This is a genomic window from Paenibacillus peoriae (assembly GCF_022531965.1).
GTDB classification, from domain to species: domain Bacteria; phylum Bacillota; class Bacilli; order Paenibacillales; family Paenibacillaceae; genus Paenibacillus; species Paenibacillus polymyxa_D.
On sequence record NZ_CP092831.1, the window covers coordinates 3244920 to 3264284 of the forward strand.

Annotated in this window: 12 protein-coding genes; all 12 read right to left on the reverse strand. The window is 47.4% G+C overall.

Going from position 1 to position 19365, the window contains the following annotated elements; genetic code table 11:
* Positions 1-95: 95 nt before the first annotated feature.
* Positions 96-2558 (reverse strand): DNA gyrase subunit A, encoded by a 2463-nt coding sequence (gyrA, locus tag MLD56_RS14120; protein WP_029518149.1) that lies wholly within the window; start codon positions 2556-2558, stop codon positions 96-98.
* A 22-nt stretch (positions 2559-2580) separates the two neighbouring features.
* The gene (gene parE, locus MLD56_RS14125) at positions 2581-4560 is read right to left on the reverse strand and encodes a DNA topoisomerase IV subunit B (RefSeq protein ID WP_029518150.1); all 1980 of its coding nucleotides are present in this window, start codon (positions 4558-4560) and stop codon (positions 2581-2583) included.
* 98 nt (positions 4561-4658) lie between these two features.
* The gene (locus MLD56_RS14130; protein ID WP_029518151.1) at positions 4659-5648 is read right to left on the reverse strand and encodes an ABC transporter permease; all 990 of its coding nucleotides are present in this window, start codon (positions 5646-5648) and stop codon (positions 4659-4661) included.
* Entirely contained in the window at positions 5641-6717 is a 1077-nt protein-coding gene (locus MLD56_RS14135) for an ABC transporter ATP-binding protein (protein ID WP_029518152.1), read from the reverse strand. The genes MLD56_RS14130 and MLD56_RS14135 overlap by 8 nt, the downstream gene beginning before the upstream one ends.
* Positions 6717-7664, reverse strand: a complete 948-nt coding sequence (locus tag MLD56_RS14140; RefSeq protein WP_039271184.1) for a GDSL-type esterase/lipase family protein — start codon at positions 7662-7664, stop codon at positions 6717-6719. The genes MLD56_RS14135 and MLD56_RS14140 overlap by 1 nt, the downstream gene beginning before the upstream one ends.
* Positions 7665-7803: 139 nt before the next feature.
* Positions 7804-8484 carry a TIGR00266 family protein gene (locus MLD56_RS14145; RefSeq protein WP_029518154.1) on the reverse strand — a complete coding sequence of 227 codons (681 nt, stop codon included), beginning with the start codon at positions 8482-8484 and terminating at the stop codon, positions 7804-7806.
* Positions 8485-8711: 227 nt separating this feature from the next.
* Positions 8712-9452 carry a CAP domain-containing protein gene (locus MLD56_RS14150; RefSeq protein ID WP_029518155.1) on the reverse strand — a complete coding sequence of 247 codons (741 nt, stop codon included), beginning with the start codon at positions 9450-9452 and terminating at the stop codon, positions 8712-8714.
* Positions 9453-9659: 207 nt separating this feature from the next.
* On the reverse strand, positions 9660-10121 hold the full coding sequence (locus tag MLD56_RS14155) for a GNAT family N-acetyltransferase (protein ID WP_013310623.1): 462 nt from the start codon (positions 10119-10121) through the stop codon (positions 9660-9662).
* Entirely contained in the window at positions 10114-11298 is a 1185-nt protein-coding gene (purT, locus tag MLD56_RS14160; RefSeq protein ID WP_029518156.1) for a formate-dependent phosphoribosylglycinamide formyltransferase, read from the reverse strand. Before purT ends, MLD56_RS14155 begins: the two co-directional genes overlap by 8 nt.
* Before the next feature lie 130 nt (positions 11299-11428).
* On the reverse strand, positions 11429-13267 hold the full coding sequence (locus tag MLD56_RS14165) for an ABC transporter ATP-binding protein (protein ID WP_029518157.1): 1839 nt from the start codon (positions 13265-13267) through the stop codon (positions 11429-11431).
* Positions 13264-15039, reverse strand: a complete 1776-nt coding sequence (locus MLD56_RS14170) for an ABC transporter ATP-binding protein (RefSeq protein WP_029518158.1) — start codon at positions 15037-15039, stop codon at positions 13264-13266. The genes MLD56_RS14165 and MLD56_RS14170 overlap by 4 nt, the downstream gene beginning before the upstream one ends.
* A gap of 263 nt (positions 15040-15302) precedes the next feature.
* Positions 15303-18953, reverse strand: a complete 3651-nt coding sequence (locus MLD56_RS14175; protein ID WP_241113298.1) for a dynamin family protein — start codon at positions 18951-18953, stop codon at positions 15303-15305.
* Positions 18954-19365 lie beyond the last annotated feature (412 nt).

Below are 19365 nucleotides of genomic sequence, written 5' to 3' on the forward strand. Positions count from 1 at the left end.
GGTTCGACACCATGACGGCAAAAAGGTCCTCATTCGTGCCGGAATGGCACGAGAGGACCTCTCTTTTTCGAGCTAAAAAGCGCTTGACTTTCCCATTATTCTATGGACTGTGAAGCTTGCGGCTCACTACGCAGCAGCACATTCACAATTTCGTCCTTCTTCTCCGCTGGAGCCAGCAACTTGCCTGTATCCTTTCGGTCGGTCAAAGGAGCCTTTTCCGAAAGGAAGGACATCGTCTGTCCTTCTGCTGTGATCGCAAATAATTGAACAGCTTCACGGCAATAGAAGGCAGCCACGATTCGAGTTCCATTCGAACGTACTCGTTTGCCTTCCTTGAACTCAAAGGTGGTGATACCTTTGCCGCCTCTTCCCTGTGTAGGATAGTCCAACAGAAGCGTACGCTTACCATAACCAGACTCGGTCAGCACCAACACTTCTCCTTCATCCTCTTCTACCCATAACGCCGCGATAATTTCATCGCCTTCCGCCAGCTGTATACCTTTGACACCAGCCGAGACGCGGCCCATCGCATTAACCTCTTGCTCCTTGAAGCGTATACTCATACCCGCGCGGGTAATCAGCATAATATCCCGGGTACCCTCGCTTAACGTTACCGATAACACCTCATCGTCCCCTGCTACTTTGCAGGCTGCTACAGCACTGGAACGCTTTGTGGCATATTCTGTGAGTTCTGTTCGTTTGACTTGCCCTTTCTTCGTTACAAACACCAAACTTTTGCCGATTTCCTCCATGTTTTTGATCGGAATAACGCTTACGATACGATCTTCCTTCGATAGCGAAATGACATTGACAATTGGAGTTCCCGGCTCTTTCCACTTATACTCCGGTATCTGATGCACAGGCAGCAAAAAGTATTGTCCACGCTGGGTGAAGACGAGCAGCACATCGAGTGTATTGACGTCAAGGAACTGGGTAATGTAGTCCCCTTCTTTAACTCCGGAATTTGAACGGTCCCCGCCAGAACGAGTGAACGACAGCATACTCGTACGTTTCACATAGCCATCTTTCGAGAGGGTTAGCAATACATCCTCTGCCGCAACCATGACCTCCAGATTTACTTTAATCTCTTCTACCTCACCTTGTATCTCCGAGCGACGGTCAATGCCGTACTTTTCGCGAATTTCCAACAGTTCCTTGCGAATCAGGCTGATCAGCTTACGATCACTTTCCAGAATAGAACGATATTGCGCGATTTTTTTCTGGATGTCACCCAGTTCTTTTTCAAGCGTGGTGATTTCCAGATTGGTGAGACGGTACAACTGCAAAGTCAAAATAGAATCTGCCTGACGTTCGCTAAAACCAAACATCCATTGTAAATTATTTTGCGCGTCCTGACGATTTTTGGAAGCTTTAATGGCTGCGATGACCTCATCCAGAATGTTCAGTGCCTTGACCAAACCTTCCAATACATGGGCACGATCCTCTGCCTTTTCCAGTTCATACTGGATACGGTGAGTGACAACTTCGCGTTGATGAGCAATATACGCTTCCAAAATGGACTTTAGCCCAAGCTGATGTGGCGCTTTGTTCACAATGGCTACCATATTGAAGTTATATGCCACCTGTAGGTCGGTTTTTTTCAGCAAATAAGCTAAAATCCCTTCCGCATCGGCTTCCTTCTTCAGCTCCACAACGATGCGCAAACCATTTCGTCCACTTTCGTCACGAACCTCGGCAATCCCTTCCACCTTTTTCTCCAGACGGATATTTTCCATGGCGGTTACGAGCCTTGATTTGACGATTTGGTATGGGATTTCGGTAATGACCAGCTGCTGCTTACCTCCGCGCAAGGACTGAATTTCCGTTTTGGAACGAATATAAATGCGTCCTTTTCCCGTGCGGTAAGCGTCCTTGATGCCTTCGCCACCCATAATGAGTCCACCAGTCGGGAAATCAGGACCTTTAATAAAGGTCATAATTTCTTCCAGCTCAATCTCCGGCTTTTCCATCACCGCGATGCTGGCATCAATAACTTCGCGTAAACTATGTGTAGGGATCTCTGTCGCAAATCCCGCCGAGATCCCACTGGAACCGTTCACCAACAAATTTGGATAACGTGACGGCAACACCACGGGCTCTTTGGCCGAGTTATCAAAATTGTCCTTGAACAAAACCGTACGCTTTTCAATATCGCGCAGCATTTCCATTGCGATCGGAGACAAGCGGGCCTCCGTGTAACGCATAGCTGCTGCCGGGTCATCATCCTGGGAACCCCAGTTACCGTGACCGTCCACCAGCACGTGACTCATTTTCCAGGGCTGTGCCATCCGTACCATGCCGTCGTAAATCGACGAATCACCGTGGGGGTGGTAATTACCCATAACGTCCCCAACGGTTTTGGCCGATTTACGATATGCTTTATCCGGCGTATTGCCCGAGTCGTACATTGCATAAAGAATACGACGTTGCACGGGTTTTAATCCGTCCCGTACATCGGGTATCGCCCGGTCCTGAATAATATATTTGGAATATCGGCCAAAGCGGTCACCGACCACTTCCTCCAGAAAAGCTGGCAAAAACTGCTCCGATAAGCTCATGTATACACCTCTTTTGATAGCACTACTCTACGTATTCCGTGAAATCTACGTTTTCCACGATCCAGCGTTTGCGTGGATCCACCTTATCACCCATCAAAGTGGACACCCTACGTTCAGCCTTGGCTGCATCCTCTATCTGAACGCGTAACAAGGTGCGTGAATCGGGATTCATCGTTGTTTCCCATAACTGATCAGGGTTCATTTCCCCGAGCCCTTTATAGCGTTGTAGCTCAAAATTTCGTCCAAATTCTTTTAAGTAATTATCGAGCTGCTCGTCAGTCCAAGCATAACGCACGGTTTCGAGTTTACCCGACTTTCGAGTTATTTTATACAATGGCGGTTGAGCAATAAATATGCGTCCTGCATCAATAAGCTCTTTCATATACCGATAAAAGAACGTCAACAACAGCACTTGAATGTGCGCACCATCTGTATCTGCATCGGTCATAATGATGATTTTGGAATAATTGCTGTCTTCCAGCGAAAACTCTGTTCCTACCCCCGCACCAATAGCTGCTGTAATAGCACGGTACTCATCATTCTTCATAATATCCGCCAGTTTGGATTTTTCCGGATTCATCGGCTTGCCCTTTAGTGGCAATATGGCCTGAATTTTGGAATCCCGTCCCTGCTTGGCTGATCCTCCAGCCGAATCGCCTTCCACAATAAACAACTCATTACGTGTAAAATCCTTGGACTGCGCAGGCGACAGTTTACCATTCAAATTGGAACTTTCACTGCGTTTTTTACCAGAACGCATTTCATCCCGAGCTTTACGTGCAGCTTCACGCGCTCTGGATGCTTGAACTGCCTTCTTGATCAAAGTTTGTGCTATCTGCGGATTTTCTTCCAAAAAACGCTGCATCTGCTCAGATACGATGGCATCCACTGTACTTCGTGCCGAAGCGCTACCCAGCTGATCCTTTGTCTGACCGACAAATTCAACCTCAGCCATCTTGACACTGATTACAGCCATCATGCCCTCACGTAGATCGTTGCCCTCCAAGTTTTTATCCTTTTCTTTCAACATCACCGTTTTCCGGGCATAATCGTTCATGACACGAGTGTAAGCGGTTTTGAATCCTGTTTCATGCGTACCTCCGCCACGTGTCGGAATGGAGTTGACGAACGAAGCAATCGTCTCTGTATAACCTGCATTGTACTGGATGGCAATCTCTACTTCAATGTCTTCTTTCTCGGCATTAAAGTGAATAACATCATGCAGCACATCCTTGCCCTCATTCAGAAAAGCAACAAACTGACTTGCGCCACCCTCATAAAAATACTCATCTGACTTTCCGCTGCGTTCGTCTTTAAGTTGAATACGAAGGCCCGAATTTAGAAAAGCAATTTCCTGAAGGCGCTCAGCCAACGTATCGTAGTTAAAATGAATGCCTGCCTGAAAAACACGAATATCCGGTTTAAATGTAATTTTCGATCCCGTCTTGTTAGTATTGCCCAGCACTTCAAGGCCTGTGGTCGGTTCCCCGACATGCTCCACGCCCTTCTTGTCCTGCCAATATTCAAACCGCTGACGGTGAATCTTGCCGTCCCGGTAAATTTCTACTTCAAGCCATTCCGAAAGAGCGTTCGTTACAGACGCACCTACACCGTGCAAACCCCCGGACTTTTTATATCCCGAACCGCCAAACTTACCTCCGGCGTGCAAAATGGTGAATACAACCTGAGGCGTAGGAATTCCCGTTTTGTGCATTCCCGTAGGAATACCGCGTCCGTTGTCTGATACCGTAACGGAACCGTCCTTATGCATTGTAATATCAATGCGAGAGCAAAACTTGGCGAGATGTTCATCCACCGCGTTGTCTACAATTTCCCATACCAAATGATGCAGCCCCGAAGAACTGGTGCTCCCGATGTACATGCCCGGCCGTTTGCGAACTGCCACAAGCCCTTCGAGCACTTGAATGTCGTCCGCGCCATATTCCGAAGCTCCGCTTTGTGTGCCGGACGCCCCCGCAGACAAGTCGATTTTGTCGACCATTCATGCTCCCCCTTTGTCTAATCGTAACCGTGTTTTGCCTTATTCTTGATGATTTTCACCAAAAATGCAAACAGATGTTTTCTTTTACCTTGTCCATTTTAATTCAATATATCCCGTTTCGTAAAGACGGCGAATGAAACAATCAATGCCGCAGCCCCCCAAATGCCCAGTACAGCTAAAGAAAAGGGTAAAGTCATTCCCTCAATCGGGGCGGGGCTTCCAGATAAATAATCGGTTAATTGGAGGTTAACCATAAATAAATATTTAGCACTCTGCCAAGACGAAGCCATGTTTGTCAAAATAGTGCCCGAAATGAGTGCAGCCATCATGACCACGATACTTGCCGCCGTACTTCGTACCAGGACAGATACCATAAAGGCTAACGAAGCTACCACAAGACTGACAAACCAGATTAATCCGGCTTGCAGCATCAGATAATGCCATTGTGGAATCGCATGTACAGCAGACAAATCCACCGTCGATCCAACAATTTGAAATCCGGTAAATACCGGAACATTAAAACCGCGAAAACCAAAAAACAAGCCTGATATCACATAGCTAATTACAAATACAGCCAAAATGATGAGCGAAACGAACATGTACAATGTCAGCAGCTTACTCAGCAGTATTTTCCACCGCCTGACTGGGCGGGTAAGCAACATTTTTATCGTGCCTGTCGTCCGTTCTCCTGAAACCAAGTCGGAGGCAATAGCCATAATCAACAATGGAACGAACAGATTTATGGAATTATCCATAAACTCTCTGGTAAAAGTGACACCACTCGGCTCATTCGGATTCACATCATTTTCCAAATAATATTGCATCTGCTGCACAAAGACCCGACGGTAGGTCTTCCATTCCTCGGGAACCCGGTCACTTCCCAGCGAGTTTTGATTATCGGTAATCGCCTGACGCAGTTCAAGCCGCCAATCATTGCCGAATTTTTCGCGATTGTTTTCTGCCACTTTCATCTGAGCGTACGTAAAAATCGGCACAAGCACAAGTAAAACTAGTAAAATGACATAAAATCGTTTCTTCTTGATAATTTTGAGTGTTTCATTTTGTACGAGCGGTAAAATGTTATTCAAGTATCTCACCTTCCGTCATTTTCAGGAATAGCTGCTCCAGTGTAGGGTTGATTTTGGTTACACCTTTAACGGAAATACCGGAAGCCGTCATTTGTGTCACCAGCTCCGCAATATGCTCTTCATCCATTTCTGTAAAAATTGCATCGGCTCCGCTACCTGCAACAATACTGTCATCAATTAATTCATCGGCGTTCGTAATCATTTGCACATGCGGAGAATTTTGCAATATGGCAAGACCCTGATCACGAGGCTCCAGTTGCCATACGGCCATATGTGAGTGCGTCTCAACCAGTTCTCGTACACCACCTACAGCTAGCACCTTTCCCCTACTTATAATTGCCACCCGATCACATAGCAGCTGGATTTCGCTAAGCAAATGACTGGAAACAAATACAGCCATGCCTTCTGCCGCTAGCAAACGGATAAAAGCTCTCATTTCCTTGATCCCCTTGGGGTCTAACCCGTTGGTCGGTTCATCCAAAATCAGCAATTTCGGTCTACCGAGCAAGGCTTGGGCTATACCAAGACGCTGGCGCATTCCGAGAGAATACGTACTTACTTTATCATGGATACGGCGATCGAGCCGAACCAGCTCAACGACTTCGCGGATACGCTGTTCGTCTACACCAGGCTGCATACGGGCAAAATGCTCTAAATTCTCCCAACCTGTCAGATAGCTGTACACCTCTGGATTTTCCACAATAGAACCAATATGCCGTAAAGCCTGCTCAGGGTCACGATTTACATTATGTCCACAGACAGTAATCGTCCCTTCCGTAGGCTTAATTAAATCGACCAGCATACGAATAGTCGTCGTTTTCCCAGCCCCATTAGGGCCGAGAAATCCGAAAATTTCACCCGCACGAACGTCGAATGTTACATCATGAATGATCATTTTGCGTTTGATACGTTTCTTAACGTGCTGAACAGAGAGAACTGTTTCGTTATTGCTTCTGTCTCTGCCTGTGCTGCCAACCTGATTGGCGGAATGGAAACTGGACACTGCATCCCTTGAGGTCGAATTTTCGGTTATTCCAGTCCCGTTCTTGTCAGCAGATTGGATGCTCATTAGTTGTTCCCTCCCTTTTTCACTTCAGCAGGTTGGCTGCTTGTAGACTGTTGTTCATTATCCACTTTATCGGCATCCTTCGTGTTTGCAACTGCAAACCCTTGCGCGATACGTTCAGCGATTGCCTGATAGCCCTGTCCGTTTGGATGAAAATGATCGGATGATAAATAGACGGGCAAATTTTGCTGGAATAAATCGAAAGTTGGAACCAGAGTCATATTGCTGTTTTGGTTGGTAATTGCCATGGCAGCCAGATTCCATTCTGTTACCACAAGATTACCGGGAATTTTCATTTCCTGCAGATCACTGAATGGATTATATAATCCGACATAGATAATTTTAGCATTCGGATTGATTTTCCCTACCTTTGTCAGCACTTTTTGCAGACGTTTGGCGGCATCAGGCACAGCTTTACGCAAACCACTGAGTGTAGGCGGCTCTTTGCCGGTTTGGGCAGCCTGAGCCCCCTGAAATAAATCATTTCCGCCAATCGAGACCATAATAACGTTAGCCTTTTTCAACACATAAGAAACACCAGGCTCATCCAGCTTGGTCAATAGTCCTTGAGTCGTCAGTCCATTAATCCCCAGATTATTTATGAGCTGAGCCTTATGGCCTTCCTGATTATTTAACAAGCTCACCGACCGACGCACAAAACCACTTCCGGAGTCATCCCCCGTGCCTTTGGCTAGCGAATCTCCAATGGCAGCTACCCGAAACTCTCCCGTCTGATTAGTAGCGGATGGCGCAGTTTGTGTCTGCGATGAACCGGAATGTACAGGTTGAGTGCTAACCATTGGCTCTGGAGCCGTGATACTTTGTACTGCTGTAATAAATCCGTACAATAATAGCAATGTGGCGGCAATGGAAACGGAACCGACAGACCGCCAAATCCATTTTGATGAATTCACTCGTGTTCCCTCCTGATAGCTTAGTGAAATAAACATAAAGCTTCTTATATCATTTTGCAAATAAACCGTTCGGAATAAAAGCGCAATAAATGCTTAGAGTCACATATAATTTCCCATGAACATGCAAAAAAAGGATGGCAAATGACCATCCTTATCTCTAATCAAACGAATCAAACTATTTGCTATCAGGGATGAAACTTTTGATCCATTGTCCAAAACTGCCCGGATTTCGACTTTGTATCAGTACCGTTCCTTCACCGCGAAAACGGCATACAAGCGCTTCTCCACTCGTTACGCTGGACAACCAGCCTTTCGATGCTTTTTCAATTTTATAATCCATATAATCCGGCCATGCCACCAGATGAGCATTATCAATAATACGCTCCTCTCCTGGCGCGATATAAATGGGATGAATGGCTCCATAAGAGGATAGGAATACCGTACCTCGACCACTGATTTCTACGATAAAAAAACCTTCACCGGAGAATAAACCTTTCATCAGGTTTTGCATTTTGGTGCTAACCTCAATGCCTTCTGTACAAGCTAGAAAACCGTCCTTTTGGACCATCAACCTATACGTGCCATCCAATTCCACCGCTTGTACATCACCTATACTGGCAGGGGCTAACAACACTTCAGCCGGCCCACGGGCTGCCCTCAGTTCTTGAAAAAAGAATTTTTCTCCGCTTAGCATTCTGCCTAAACCACGTAACAGTCCACCGTCTACCGTCCCCTTTATATCTACACTGGAAGACATGGAAACCATTGCTCCCATTTCCGCTTTGATCATTTCCCCGGGGTTCAACTGCACCTTGAGCATAGCAAAGGCACCTTCATGCACGATTTCGTAGCTCATTTGCTCACCTAGCTTTCCATAAATAGTCTGCTATCCATTCAACTTGCTGCTATCATACTATAAATACGTCCCTTATGTCTTTTCTGGTATAAAGCAAGGGTTATGCCTGTGGAGGAATAAGAGACACCAAAAGACCCGCTGAACGTGTCAGCGGGTCTCCAGATTAACGTCATGCCACTATCTTTTCATAACAGCGGCATGACGTTTCGAACGTATTTACTATCATCTTAGTTACGTGTGAACTCTTGTACCCAATATCCATTGTAGTAAGCCACACCGATTTGCGTATATTCTGCCTTCAAAATATTCTCACGATGTCCCTGACTGTTCATCCAAGCTTTCATTACTTCTTGTGGTGTTTGTTGTCCCATAGCAATATTCTCACCCGCATACGTATAAGTTACACCGAACTTTTTCATCATATCAAAGGGTGAACCGTAGGTCGGAGATGTATGGGAAAAGTAATTGTTCGTGCTCATGTCCTTCGCCTTGGCTAAGGCTACTTCTGTAAGCTTCGCATTAGATGTAAGGGGCTTCAGACCTTTTTGGCTGCGCTCGTTGTTTACAAGCTTTACAACCTCAGCTGCAAATTGGGACTTGCTGAGTTGTGCATCAGACCCTGCAGACTGACCCGCGCCTGAGTTTGTGTTTTGTTTTTGGGCCTGTTGCTTGTTACTAGACTGCGAAGCCTTTTGGCTACCTTGTTTGGTTGTTGTTTGCTTGCCGGATGAAGGATTTGCTGTTTTGTTTTTAGCCTTGTCCTTTTCAGATGCATCCTTAATTACGGTCTTTGTTATCGTAGTCGTCCCGTTGGACATATTGACGGTATATCCGTTATTTTGAAACCACTGTTGTAGTTGGGCAGTCAAATCGTCAGCTGGTGAAGCTGATGCCGGAACGATGAATCCTGCGGATAAAATGGCGCTTAGACTTCCCATCACAAGTGTTTTTTTCAACATATTCTTCATTTCGTCATCTCCTTGTTGTATAAATGCCTTGGTGTGAACGCGTCCGGTTACAACTTTGTAATCTTTACTCTAGCAGTATATCATGTTTTATAGCAGGATCAATGGTATAAAAGTTGGAAAAAAAATAGCCCCGCTCGGAATGAACCATGCGGAACTAAGTTAAAAGTAGTGAGGCTTTAAGTATTAAATTGTCTTGTTGTAGGCTGATTATCTAAGCTTTTTGCTGAAACGGTAGCCTTGCTTTTCAAAGCCGATTCGGTTGTAGAAAGCCCGGGCCTCTACTTGTTTGATGCGGTTATTCGCTCCAGTAATGAATAAATGATAGCATCCTTGCGCACGTCCCCACTCCTCACCACAAGCCACCAGGCGCTTGCCAATGCCCTCGCCGCGATACTCCCCGCTCACGACTAGCATGGTGATTTGTACGGCAGGATCAGGATAAGCCAAGCTTTGAGCCGTATGCATGCCGATTACTCCGACAACACGACCATCCATTTCTGCAACCATCATATTCGCTTGACTGTCCTCCCGCGTTGTTCCCATAACTTCTTTCATTACACCACAAGTCATCGGGTATCCGACTTCTCTTAGTAGTCCTGTTACGGCTTCGCAATCGCCAAGCTCTACGGAACGAATTGTCAGTACTGGAATCATCACATTGTTAGACATGATTTACCTCCACTTTCAGCATATTAGCAGCTTCTTCGGCCGTCTTCCGTGCTGTTTCCACATCTTCTGCAGCGCTAAGCGCTACAGCCATCCGGCGACCCGGCTTGGTTTCTGGCTTCCCGAACACTCGCACCTGTGTCCGGGGTAGCAATAATGCATCATGCAGACCGCTTATTACAAAATCCCGCGTAGCCACTTCTGCCTTCAAAGTAGCTGAAGCTCCTGGTGTAAGCAACGTGACAGATGGCACTGGGAATCCGAGGATGGCCCGCACGTGAAGTGCAAATTCCGACAAATCCTGCGTGATCATGGTCACCATACCTGTATCATGCGGACGAGGGGATACTTCACTGAATATGACGCCATCAGTCGTTAAAAATAGCTCTACGCCAAACAATCCGTAACCACCCAGTTCATCCGTAATCGTACGGGCAATGTCTTCCGCCTCCGAAAGCTGCTTGTCCGTCATGCCATGGGGCTGCCAGGATTCGACATAATCCCCATCTTTCTGAATATGGCCAATCGGTGGGCAAAAAGTCGTACCCGAAACCGATCTGACGGTCAATAAGGTGATTTCGCTCTCAAACGGGACAAAAGCTTCAACAATGACACGTGTAGTTTTGGCACGCGCGCCTTCCAGCGCCGTATTCCAGCAGGATTCTGCATCTTCGATTGCCCGGCATACAGACTGCCCTTTACCCGACGAACTCATCAAGGGCTTGACCACGCATGGCGTGCCCAGCTCATGAACCGCCGACCGCAACTGCTCAAAGTTATCTGCAAAACGATAGGCAGCAGTCGGAAGCTGTAATTTCTCGGCAGCCAGCCTGCGGATACCTTCCCGGTCCATCGTAAGACGGGCGGCACGGGCCGTTGGTACTACGTGAAATCCTTCTTGCTCTAATTCTTCCAAAGCACCCGTAGCAATAGCTTCGATTTCAGGTACAATTATGTCGGGCTTTTCCTCACGAATTAGTGCCTTCAACGCCTCAGCATCCTGCATATCCAGACAGTGAGAGCGATGGGCTACCTGCATTGCTGGAGCCAGTTCATAGCGATCAACAGCAATACATTCCACGCCAAGCCGCTGAGCTTCAATAATGACTTCTTTTCCCAATTCGCCGCTACCCAGCAGCAGCATCTTCTTAGCCTTGGCAGAAAAAGGAGCACCCCACATCTTGAACTCTTCCCCCTCTGACGAAAATTGCTCTGATCTCTTTTCATCTTTATTTTCAGGGTTTAGCTCCAAGAATGCAATAGTGCTCGGCATTTAAATTTACAAAAAACGCGATTTTTTGATCTTTTTTTTACAAAAATCTGAACTGTGCTTCCACCAGCCCCCGATATATTCCATGTTTTTTCATCAATTGTTCATGATTACCACTTTCTTGGATTTCCCCATGATCCAGTACAACGATATGATCAGCATTTCGAATGGTAGACAAACGGTGAGCGACCATAAAAGAAGTTCTGCCTTCCAGTAAAACCTGAAGAGCCTCCTGAATTTTCAACTCCGTTTCTGTATCAATACTGGCTGTGGCCTCATCCAGAATAAGAATTCGCGGATTAGCCAGCAAGGCACGAGCAAAGGATAAGAGCTGTCGCTGGCCCATGGACAGCATTCCCCCCCGCTCCTCTACTTCTGTTTCATAGCCAGCTGGCAAGTGAACAATGAATTCATGAGCATTGACCGCCTTCGCAGCCGCTTCAATTTCCTCATCCGTTGCATCCAAACGGCCAAATCGGATATTATCGCGTATCGTCCCCGAAAAAATAAATGTATCCTGAAGCACGATGCTAATCTGGCTTCGCAAGCTCTCCACCGTGACATCACGCACATCTTGACCGTCAATCGTAAGCCTCCCTGACGTAATGTCATAAAAACGGCTGAGCAGATTAATAATTGTACTTTTACCTGAGCCGGTGTGACCCACAAGCGCTATAGATTGACCCGCTTCGACGGAAAGACTAATACCTTTAAGCGCCTGACGTCCCTTCTCATATTCAAAAATGACCTTTTCAAATTGGATGTCACCCCGAATGGGTGGCAAGGCTTTTGCTCCCGGTTTGTTTGCAATATTCGGCTGTTCATCCATAAACTCAAAAATTCGTTCTGACGAGGCCATCGCAACCAGTAACTGATTATACATTTGGCCCAGCCGATTAATCGGCTCCCAAAAGTTCCCAACATAGTTGGCAAACGCAACCAGCAGTCCCACTGTAAGCTGATCTGTCTGAATTAAATGCGCTCCAAACCAGAACAGCACAAGCGTACCAAAACCTCCGGTAATATCAATAAGTGGGCCAAAAACCTGATTCATGGCAGAAGCCTTATCCCACGATTTTTTGCTAGAGCTGTTCATATCGTCGAAATAAGCCATGTTTTCCTGCTCCTGCGTATACGCTTGTGTCACACGAATCCCCTGAATAGACTCATTCAAATGAGAGTTGATACGCGAGTTCTTCATACGCACTTCTTGCCAAGCGCGACGGATGCGAACGCGCAGCTTGGTCGAGATCAAAAACATGATCGGAACGGTCACAATTACTGCCAAACCGAGCTTCCAGTTAATAAGCAGCAAAATGACAATAATTCCGATAAGCTGTACGCAGTCAATCAGGACATTCACTGCACCGTTCGTAAAAAGATCCTGTAGCGAGTTAATGTCATTCGTCACGCGCACTAATACAGAACCTGCCGGTCTCTTATCAAAAAAGTTAAAGGATAGCTTTTGAATATGCTTGAACAAATCTTCACGCAAATCGTAAATAACCCGTTGACCGATAATATTGGTGAATTTAATGCGGTACGTGCTGGCTGCCCATTGAATTAAATATAACAAGAGCACGGCACCCGTGATGAGCAGCAGTAACTTTACGCTGGGTAGTGCAGGCCATGCGGGAGCAATTGCCTTATCAATGGCCAGACTGATCAAATAAGGAACCGTCAGTTTGGTAATGGTACCAAGAATCATCATGACCAGAAGGATCGGCAGAATCTGACGGGCATAGGGCTTCATGTATGCCAGCAAACGTTTGAATTCTGACCAGTTAAACGGTTTGTCAATGACATCATCATCTTGATAGACAAAGCGCTCATTCGTCGGTTTTTTTAACGGTTTGGCTTTTTCTGCGGGTATATTCATGGTCTCACCTGCCCTTCGGATACACCGTCTGGAGCCTGAGCTATGTAATCGGCGTATTGAATATGATACACATCCTGATATGGACCTGGAGTAGCAATAAGCTGTTCATGTGTTCCACGCTGGACGATTCGTCCTTCCTCAAGCACCACAATTTCATTGGCATGGCGAAGCGAAGAGATTCGATGAGCGATTATAAATGTTGTTCGACCACGCATAACCTCTTGAAAACCGGTCTGTATTTCATGCTCTGTTTCCATATCGACCGCACTGGTAGCATCATCCAGTACCAGAATTTTCGGATTTTTGAGTAGTGCGCGCGCGATGGCGATCCGTTGTTTCTGCCCTCCGGACAGTCCCAATCCACGTTCTCCAACGACAGTGTCATATCCCAGCGGTAGTTCAGTTATGAATTCATGCGCCTGAGCCAGTTTGGAAACGCGTATGATGTCATCCATACTGACATGGCTTAAACCATATGAAATATTATTACGTATAGAGGACGAAAACAAAAACGTCTCCTGAAACACAGAAGAAATTTGAGCACGCAAATCACGAATCTTCAAGTGACGTATATCCTTGCCATCCAACTTGATACTTCCTGCATTCACATTATAAGCACGCATGAGTAATTGAATAATGGTAGACTTCCCTGACCCCGTTCCTCCTAAAATTCCAATGACTGATCCTGGCGGTGCGTCTAAATTGATGTCAACAACAGCAGGAAGCTTATTTCCGTAAGCAAAGGTAACATGTTCAAACGTAACATGTCCTTCCACCTGATCGGCATCGAGTGTAAGTGCTCCGGCTTCATCGGTTACATCTATGGACTGATTTAGCAGTTCCAAGACCCTTTCACCAGAAGCTTTGGACTGCGTATAGTTATTGATATGAAAGCCAATGCTCCAGATGGGGCCGATAATATACCAAATTAAGCTAAAGAAAGCGACGAGCTGCCCCAAGGTCATTGACTTCTGAATGACCAGATACCCGCCCATGCCCAACAGAAGGACCACACTGACAGAAGCAATTAGTTCCATAGCAGGGAAGAACCGACTCCATAAGGAAGCAGCTTGAATTTGATTACTTTTGTATTGCTCATTACGTACTGAAAATTTCTCAACTTCATATGATTCGCGGGCAAAAGATTTGACGGTTCGCACACCTGTTATGTTTTCTTGGACTGCTGTCGTCAAGGCGCTAAGGGCAATCCGCATTTCCTGAAAGGTGGGATGAATCCGGGATTCAAACTTGAATGTGACGAAGAGCAGCAATGGCATGCTGATCATCGTAATGAGGGTGAGCTGCCAGTTAATATACAGCATCATCATAGAGCCGAATACGACCATCAGTAGCACATTGAGGAGTTGGGCAAAACCAAACCCAATAAAGTTACGAATTGCCTCCAAATCACCAGTCAGTCGGGACATGAGATCACCCGTTTTGGCCGTGTCATAATATCTAAAGGACAAAAATTGCAGCTTTTCGTAACAAGCATTGCGGAGGCGGTATGCCAGGTAGTTACCTAGCCGTCCACCAAAAAAACCATGTAAAAATTGCATGAACCCTTTGATGATGACTACTCCCAGCACAGTCAGAGCCAGCGCCGGAACTTTCCCGAAGTCACCGGGGATGATAGCGTTATCAATAAGCCTTTGGAGCAGGTTCGGATACACCAGTCCCAGAGCCGTCGCTATCGCAAGGCATAAAATAGAAAGAAACAGATAGTGTCTCCTCTCGCGAAAAAAAACTTGCAGTTGCCTGAGCACTTCCATGTCAATGTCCCTCCATTAGTTGCACGACGTTGTTATATGGCTTAGTGAAGTTTACCATTCGCGTTCCAAGGCGGCAAAGAGGATAACGAGCCGTATTCAGGCAGGTTATCAATTGGTGGCTGATTAGACAAATTAAATCGCTTTCTTATTATTGAATGTGGCTATTTACTCAGTATTGCTTTCTTTTTGGAGCATGCATAAAACACCGGGTTGTCCCACAACCCGGTGTCCTGATCTTTAATCATTGGTGAACATATTTATCTTTACTCCAAAGCCGCAATCTTGCCAGCAAGTTCTTCCCAAACCTGTGGCTGCTCACCGCCCATAAGGGCATGCTCCATGCCACGAGTCGTCTCCAGCATTTGCTCTCGAAGCTGAGCTTTCTGCCACAATTGTTCCTCCTGCATCAGCGTAACGTAAAAAGCAGACATTCGTTCACGTTGCTGATCCACAGCTTCCCCGATTCGCTCGCGTAATATCGGCTCCAGTTTGGTTTGTAGATTCGCTCGACCAGTTCCTTCAAAAAATAGCTTTGGATTTTTAAAGCTATTCCAATAATCCTTCCAATGAATGGACTCCTGCAGGGAAATTTCCTTCAGCTCGGGAACAGCCCATTTTCTCGATTCAGGTATTGTGCAATCTAGTCCTGGCAACTGATGGTTCATGTGTTCTACGCACTGTTGTATAGCCTTGTGCACCAAAGTTTGTCCCGTTTTTTCCAGCTGGAGTGTGGTTGCCAGTAATTCCTGAGACAGCTCCAGTTCGATTAAACGCATCAGCTCACGACCACAAGATGCAAAAGCCGAACGAAGATCACCTACTCCTTCACGCAGAACAGATGGATGAAACGCCTCTGCCATAAATTCTCCAGTCCGATAGGACAGCCTTTGACGTACATGATACAGCAGTTCATCGGTCTCGCCCGATAACACAGATGCACCGTTGCTATCAGTCAGGCCTAGGAGCGTATGCTCCAATTCCCCACGGATGCGAGTTAATCGCTCTAATCGTATCTCCCGTTCTTCCACGCTATAGCGGGCATCGGCTGCATGTTGCTCTATGCGGTTCCGCAGCCGGGCCAGTTCCTGCATAGCCGAAGCGATGGACAAACCTGCCAGCTCTTCGGCTGCAAATGCCGAGAAATCATCTTCAAATGCATCAAAACGTGAAGCTGAACGCAGCGAAGCCTCTCCCTGTTCGGTAGCTTCCAACGCCAGCATACTGGAAAGCGGATAAATACGTGGTTTTCGGATTCCATTCGCCTGTAGTTGTTCCTGTACATGCCGGGTAACAGAATGCAGTTCTTCTTCAGAAGAAGCCAGATCTGATGCATTAACAATAAAAAACGTCTGATCCAGTGCCATGGTCTCTTTAACTCGACCTAGTTGATTCAGGAACTGCCGGTCGCCTTGCGTAAACGCATGGTTATAATAGGTGACAAATACAAGAGCATCCGCATGCTTCATATAGTTGAAGGTCACGCCTGTGTGCCGTGCATTCACAGAATCCGCTCCTGGCGTATCCACTAGCACGATGCCCTGACGGGTCAGAGCACAATCATAATAAAGGTCAATATGCTCCACAAAGCATGATTTGTGCTCAGACGCGACAAAATCCCGATACTGCTCTAAATTCACCTGAAGCTGTTGTCCCAGCAAGCTTTCAGCTTCTTCCCATCCGGCTGCGGCAGCCTTTAAAAAACTATAATGAGGCCTGCCCGCAGGATGGATGCCTTCCGGAGATAAAGCATGAACGGCTTCTTGCCAGCCCGCTGCCCCTGGCTCTCCCAATCCTAATAACCGAAATGAGTATTTAAGATCTTCCCGCAACGCGTCCACTGATTTCATATGGACGTCAGCCGTGGCATGGCGCTCAGCACTTGCAGGCGCCATTATGCGGTTAATCGCCGCTGTCGTCGGATGCGGCGATACGGGCAACACAGCTTCACCCAACAAAGCGTTGGCAAAGCTGGATTTCCCAGCGCTGAACGCTCCGAACAGCGCCAGCGTAAACTGCCCGCCCTCCAGCGCAGCGGCGCGGGCATGTAAATCCCGTACCGCCGCTTGCATGGCAGGGTACGGACTTACGAGGGCAGCGGCAGCCTTCAATTGGGCCGCTGCTGCATCCAACCGCGTGCGGCGGCCTCCAGCGGCAGGCTGTGCTGCCGCCGTCCCTGCTAGCGGCTGTGCCGATGCGTTGCGCGGGCCAGCGATGCCTGGGCGCGCAACGCCCGTTGGCGCCGCAGCAGCGGCGGTATCGGACGCCGATGCAGGCGCGTCCGCACAGGGCAACCCGCTTGGCGCGGGAGCCTGCGGCAGCAAGCTGCGCAACAGGTTGGCGTACGAAGCCGAGGCCTGCACGCGAGTGCTGTAGCGGCTCGCCGCCTCCGCCTGTGCCAACAGCGCAGTGTGCTTCTCTGCGAGAGCCGCGCGGCGGGCTTTGGCTCGCACTGCTAGCTGGGCCAGCAGGCGGTCTAGCAGCGTCAGCGCCTTGCGGCGGCAATCGGCGGTCACAGCAGCGCGTAGGTCCTTGCAATAGTTTAACGTATACTCTGGCGACAACGCATTTTCCTTCACCGTCTGCTCTACCAGTTGCCGGTCTATCACAGGACGGATGCCATCCAGCTCCTGCTCCATCGCAGAGGTCCACAACCCCTGACCGTCACCCCAAGACCGCAGAAGCTCCCGTACATGAGGAAGCAATTGTCCCTCCACCTGATCAGTCAGCATTCCTGTCAGCCGTTCCAAACGGCTTTCCTTTTCTCGCTCAGTCTTTCCTCCTGCAAACCATAGTCCTGTTTTGAAGCCCGGCTTGCGGCTCTCTAAGTATTCGCCTGCGGCTTCACGTAGCTCCGCTGGCGTCAAATGTGCGTGTTCCAGTAGATGATCCAGCTCTTGACGCAGCCGTTTACGCTCCTGCTCCGGGAGCATCTTCCAGTGTTCGTCTTCTTGCTGCAAGGTTTTCTGCTCTATATCCAGCCGCAAAATGGCTTCTTCCCCACCCGCTTCTTTTAGCAGTGTGTTCAGTTCCTCTTCTTCAGCTGACTGCACAGTCTCTACATGTTGCTCTACCAAATGATGCATAGAGGACACTAAACTGTATGCCAAAAGCTCTGTTTTTCGCTCCAGCAATTTCGGAATCAGGTGCGTCAACTGTTTCCACTGGTTCCATGGATGATTCTGCTCCTTCAAGGAAGTAAAAAGGATGTCCGTATAATGAACTTGCCAGGCGTGAAAGCTAGTCTCCACCTCATTACGATAACGTGTAAATGAAAGCTCCCGCTCCCGGTGTTTATCGATTTGATTGATGATCAAATATAACGGCTTGCCCCAATCCGATAAACTTTTGGCAAAAGACAAATTATTTTCAGATTGGACATGGTTGTAATCCATTACATAAAAAACAATATCTGCCCAATGTAAAGCAGAATGTGTCGCCAGCGCATGTCCGTGGTCTGTGGAATCGACGCCGGGTGTATCCAGCAGCACTCCTCCGTTAGATAATATGGGAACATCCTCCCACACTTGAACCGATTCATAGGCTCCACCATTTTTACAATACTCAGCAAGCTCGGACAGGGAGGCTTCCATGCTTTCCGGCTCTGGATTTTCCGCTGTTTGGGCTGGATGAATGAGTGCTCTCGGACGTCCATAACGGATGGACACTACATTAGCGCTCGTAGGCACCGGTCCAGATGGCAGGACGGTTTTACCACACAGGCTGTTAATCAGGCTCGATTTACCCGCTGAAAAATGTCCACAAAAGGCAATGGTCAGCTCCTGCGCATATGCTTTTTCCAGCAGATCCCCTACCGCCTTCGCTCCCGCTTCATCCCCGGCTTTACGCAGTGTATTCTGTATCTGTTCTATCGTATCCAACCACTTTCCCGCATCCCCTGTAATCGTTTGCATCATAAGCTACGGTTCCACTCCTTATCACTTGTCTGCACCAAATAGCTATATTGTAGCATTCCTAAGCCATTGTGAGAATCATCACATCAAAAAAACTAAACAGCGCTCCCCGCCAGTACCTGGCTTTAGGGAACGCTGTTTTCGTACATGATAACAAAAAGTTCATTTTATTCTGTCCAAAACGGATCATTAGGAATAAGTATTTAGGCAACCGAATGCATTTATCAAAGCCCTCAAGGGACAACGACGAAGCAAGATATGTAAACAACGGGTGAGCCTGCTCATTACGTACATTCACCTTTTGGAACATGCGGAACGAGACACCATAATTCAGGGTACAAAATGTATGCACACTTCATTGGAAGAGGCTCTATCCACATCAGGATGGTCTGCAAGGTTCGTGTATATATGCGCC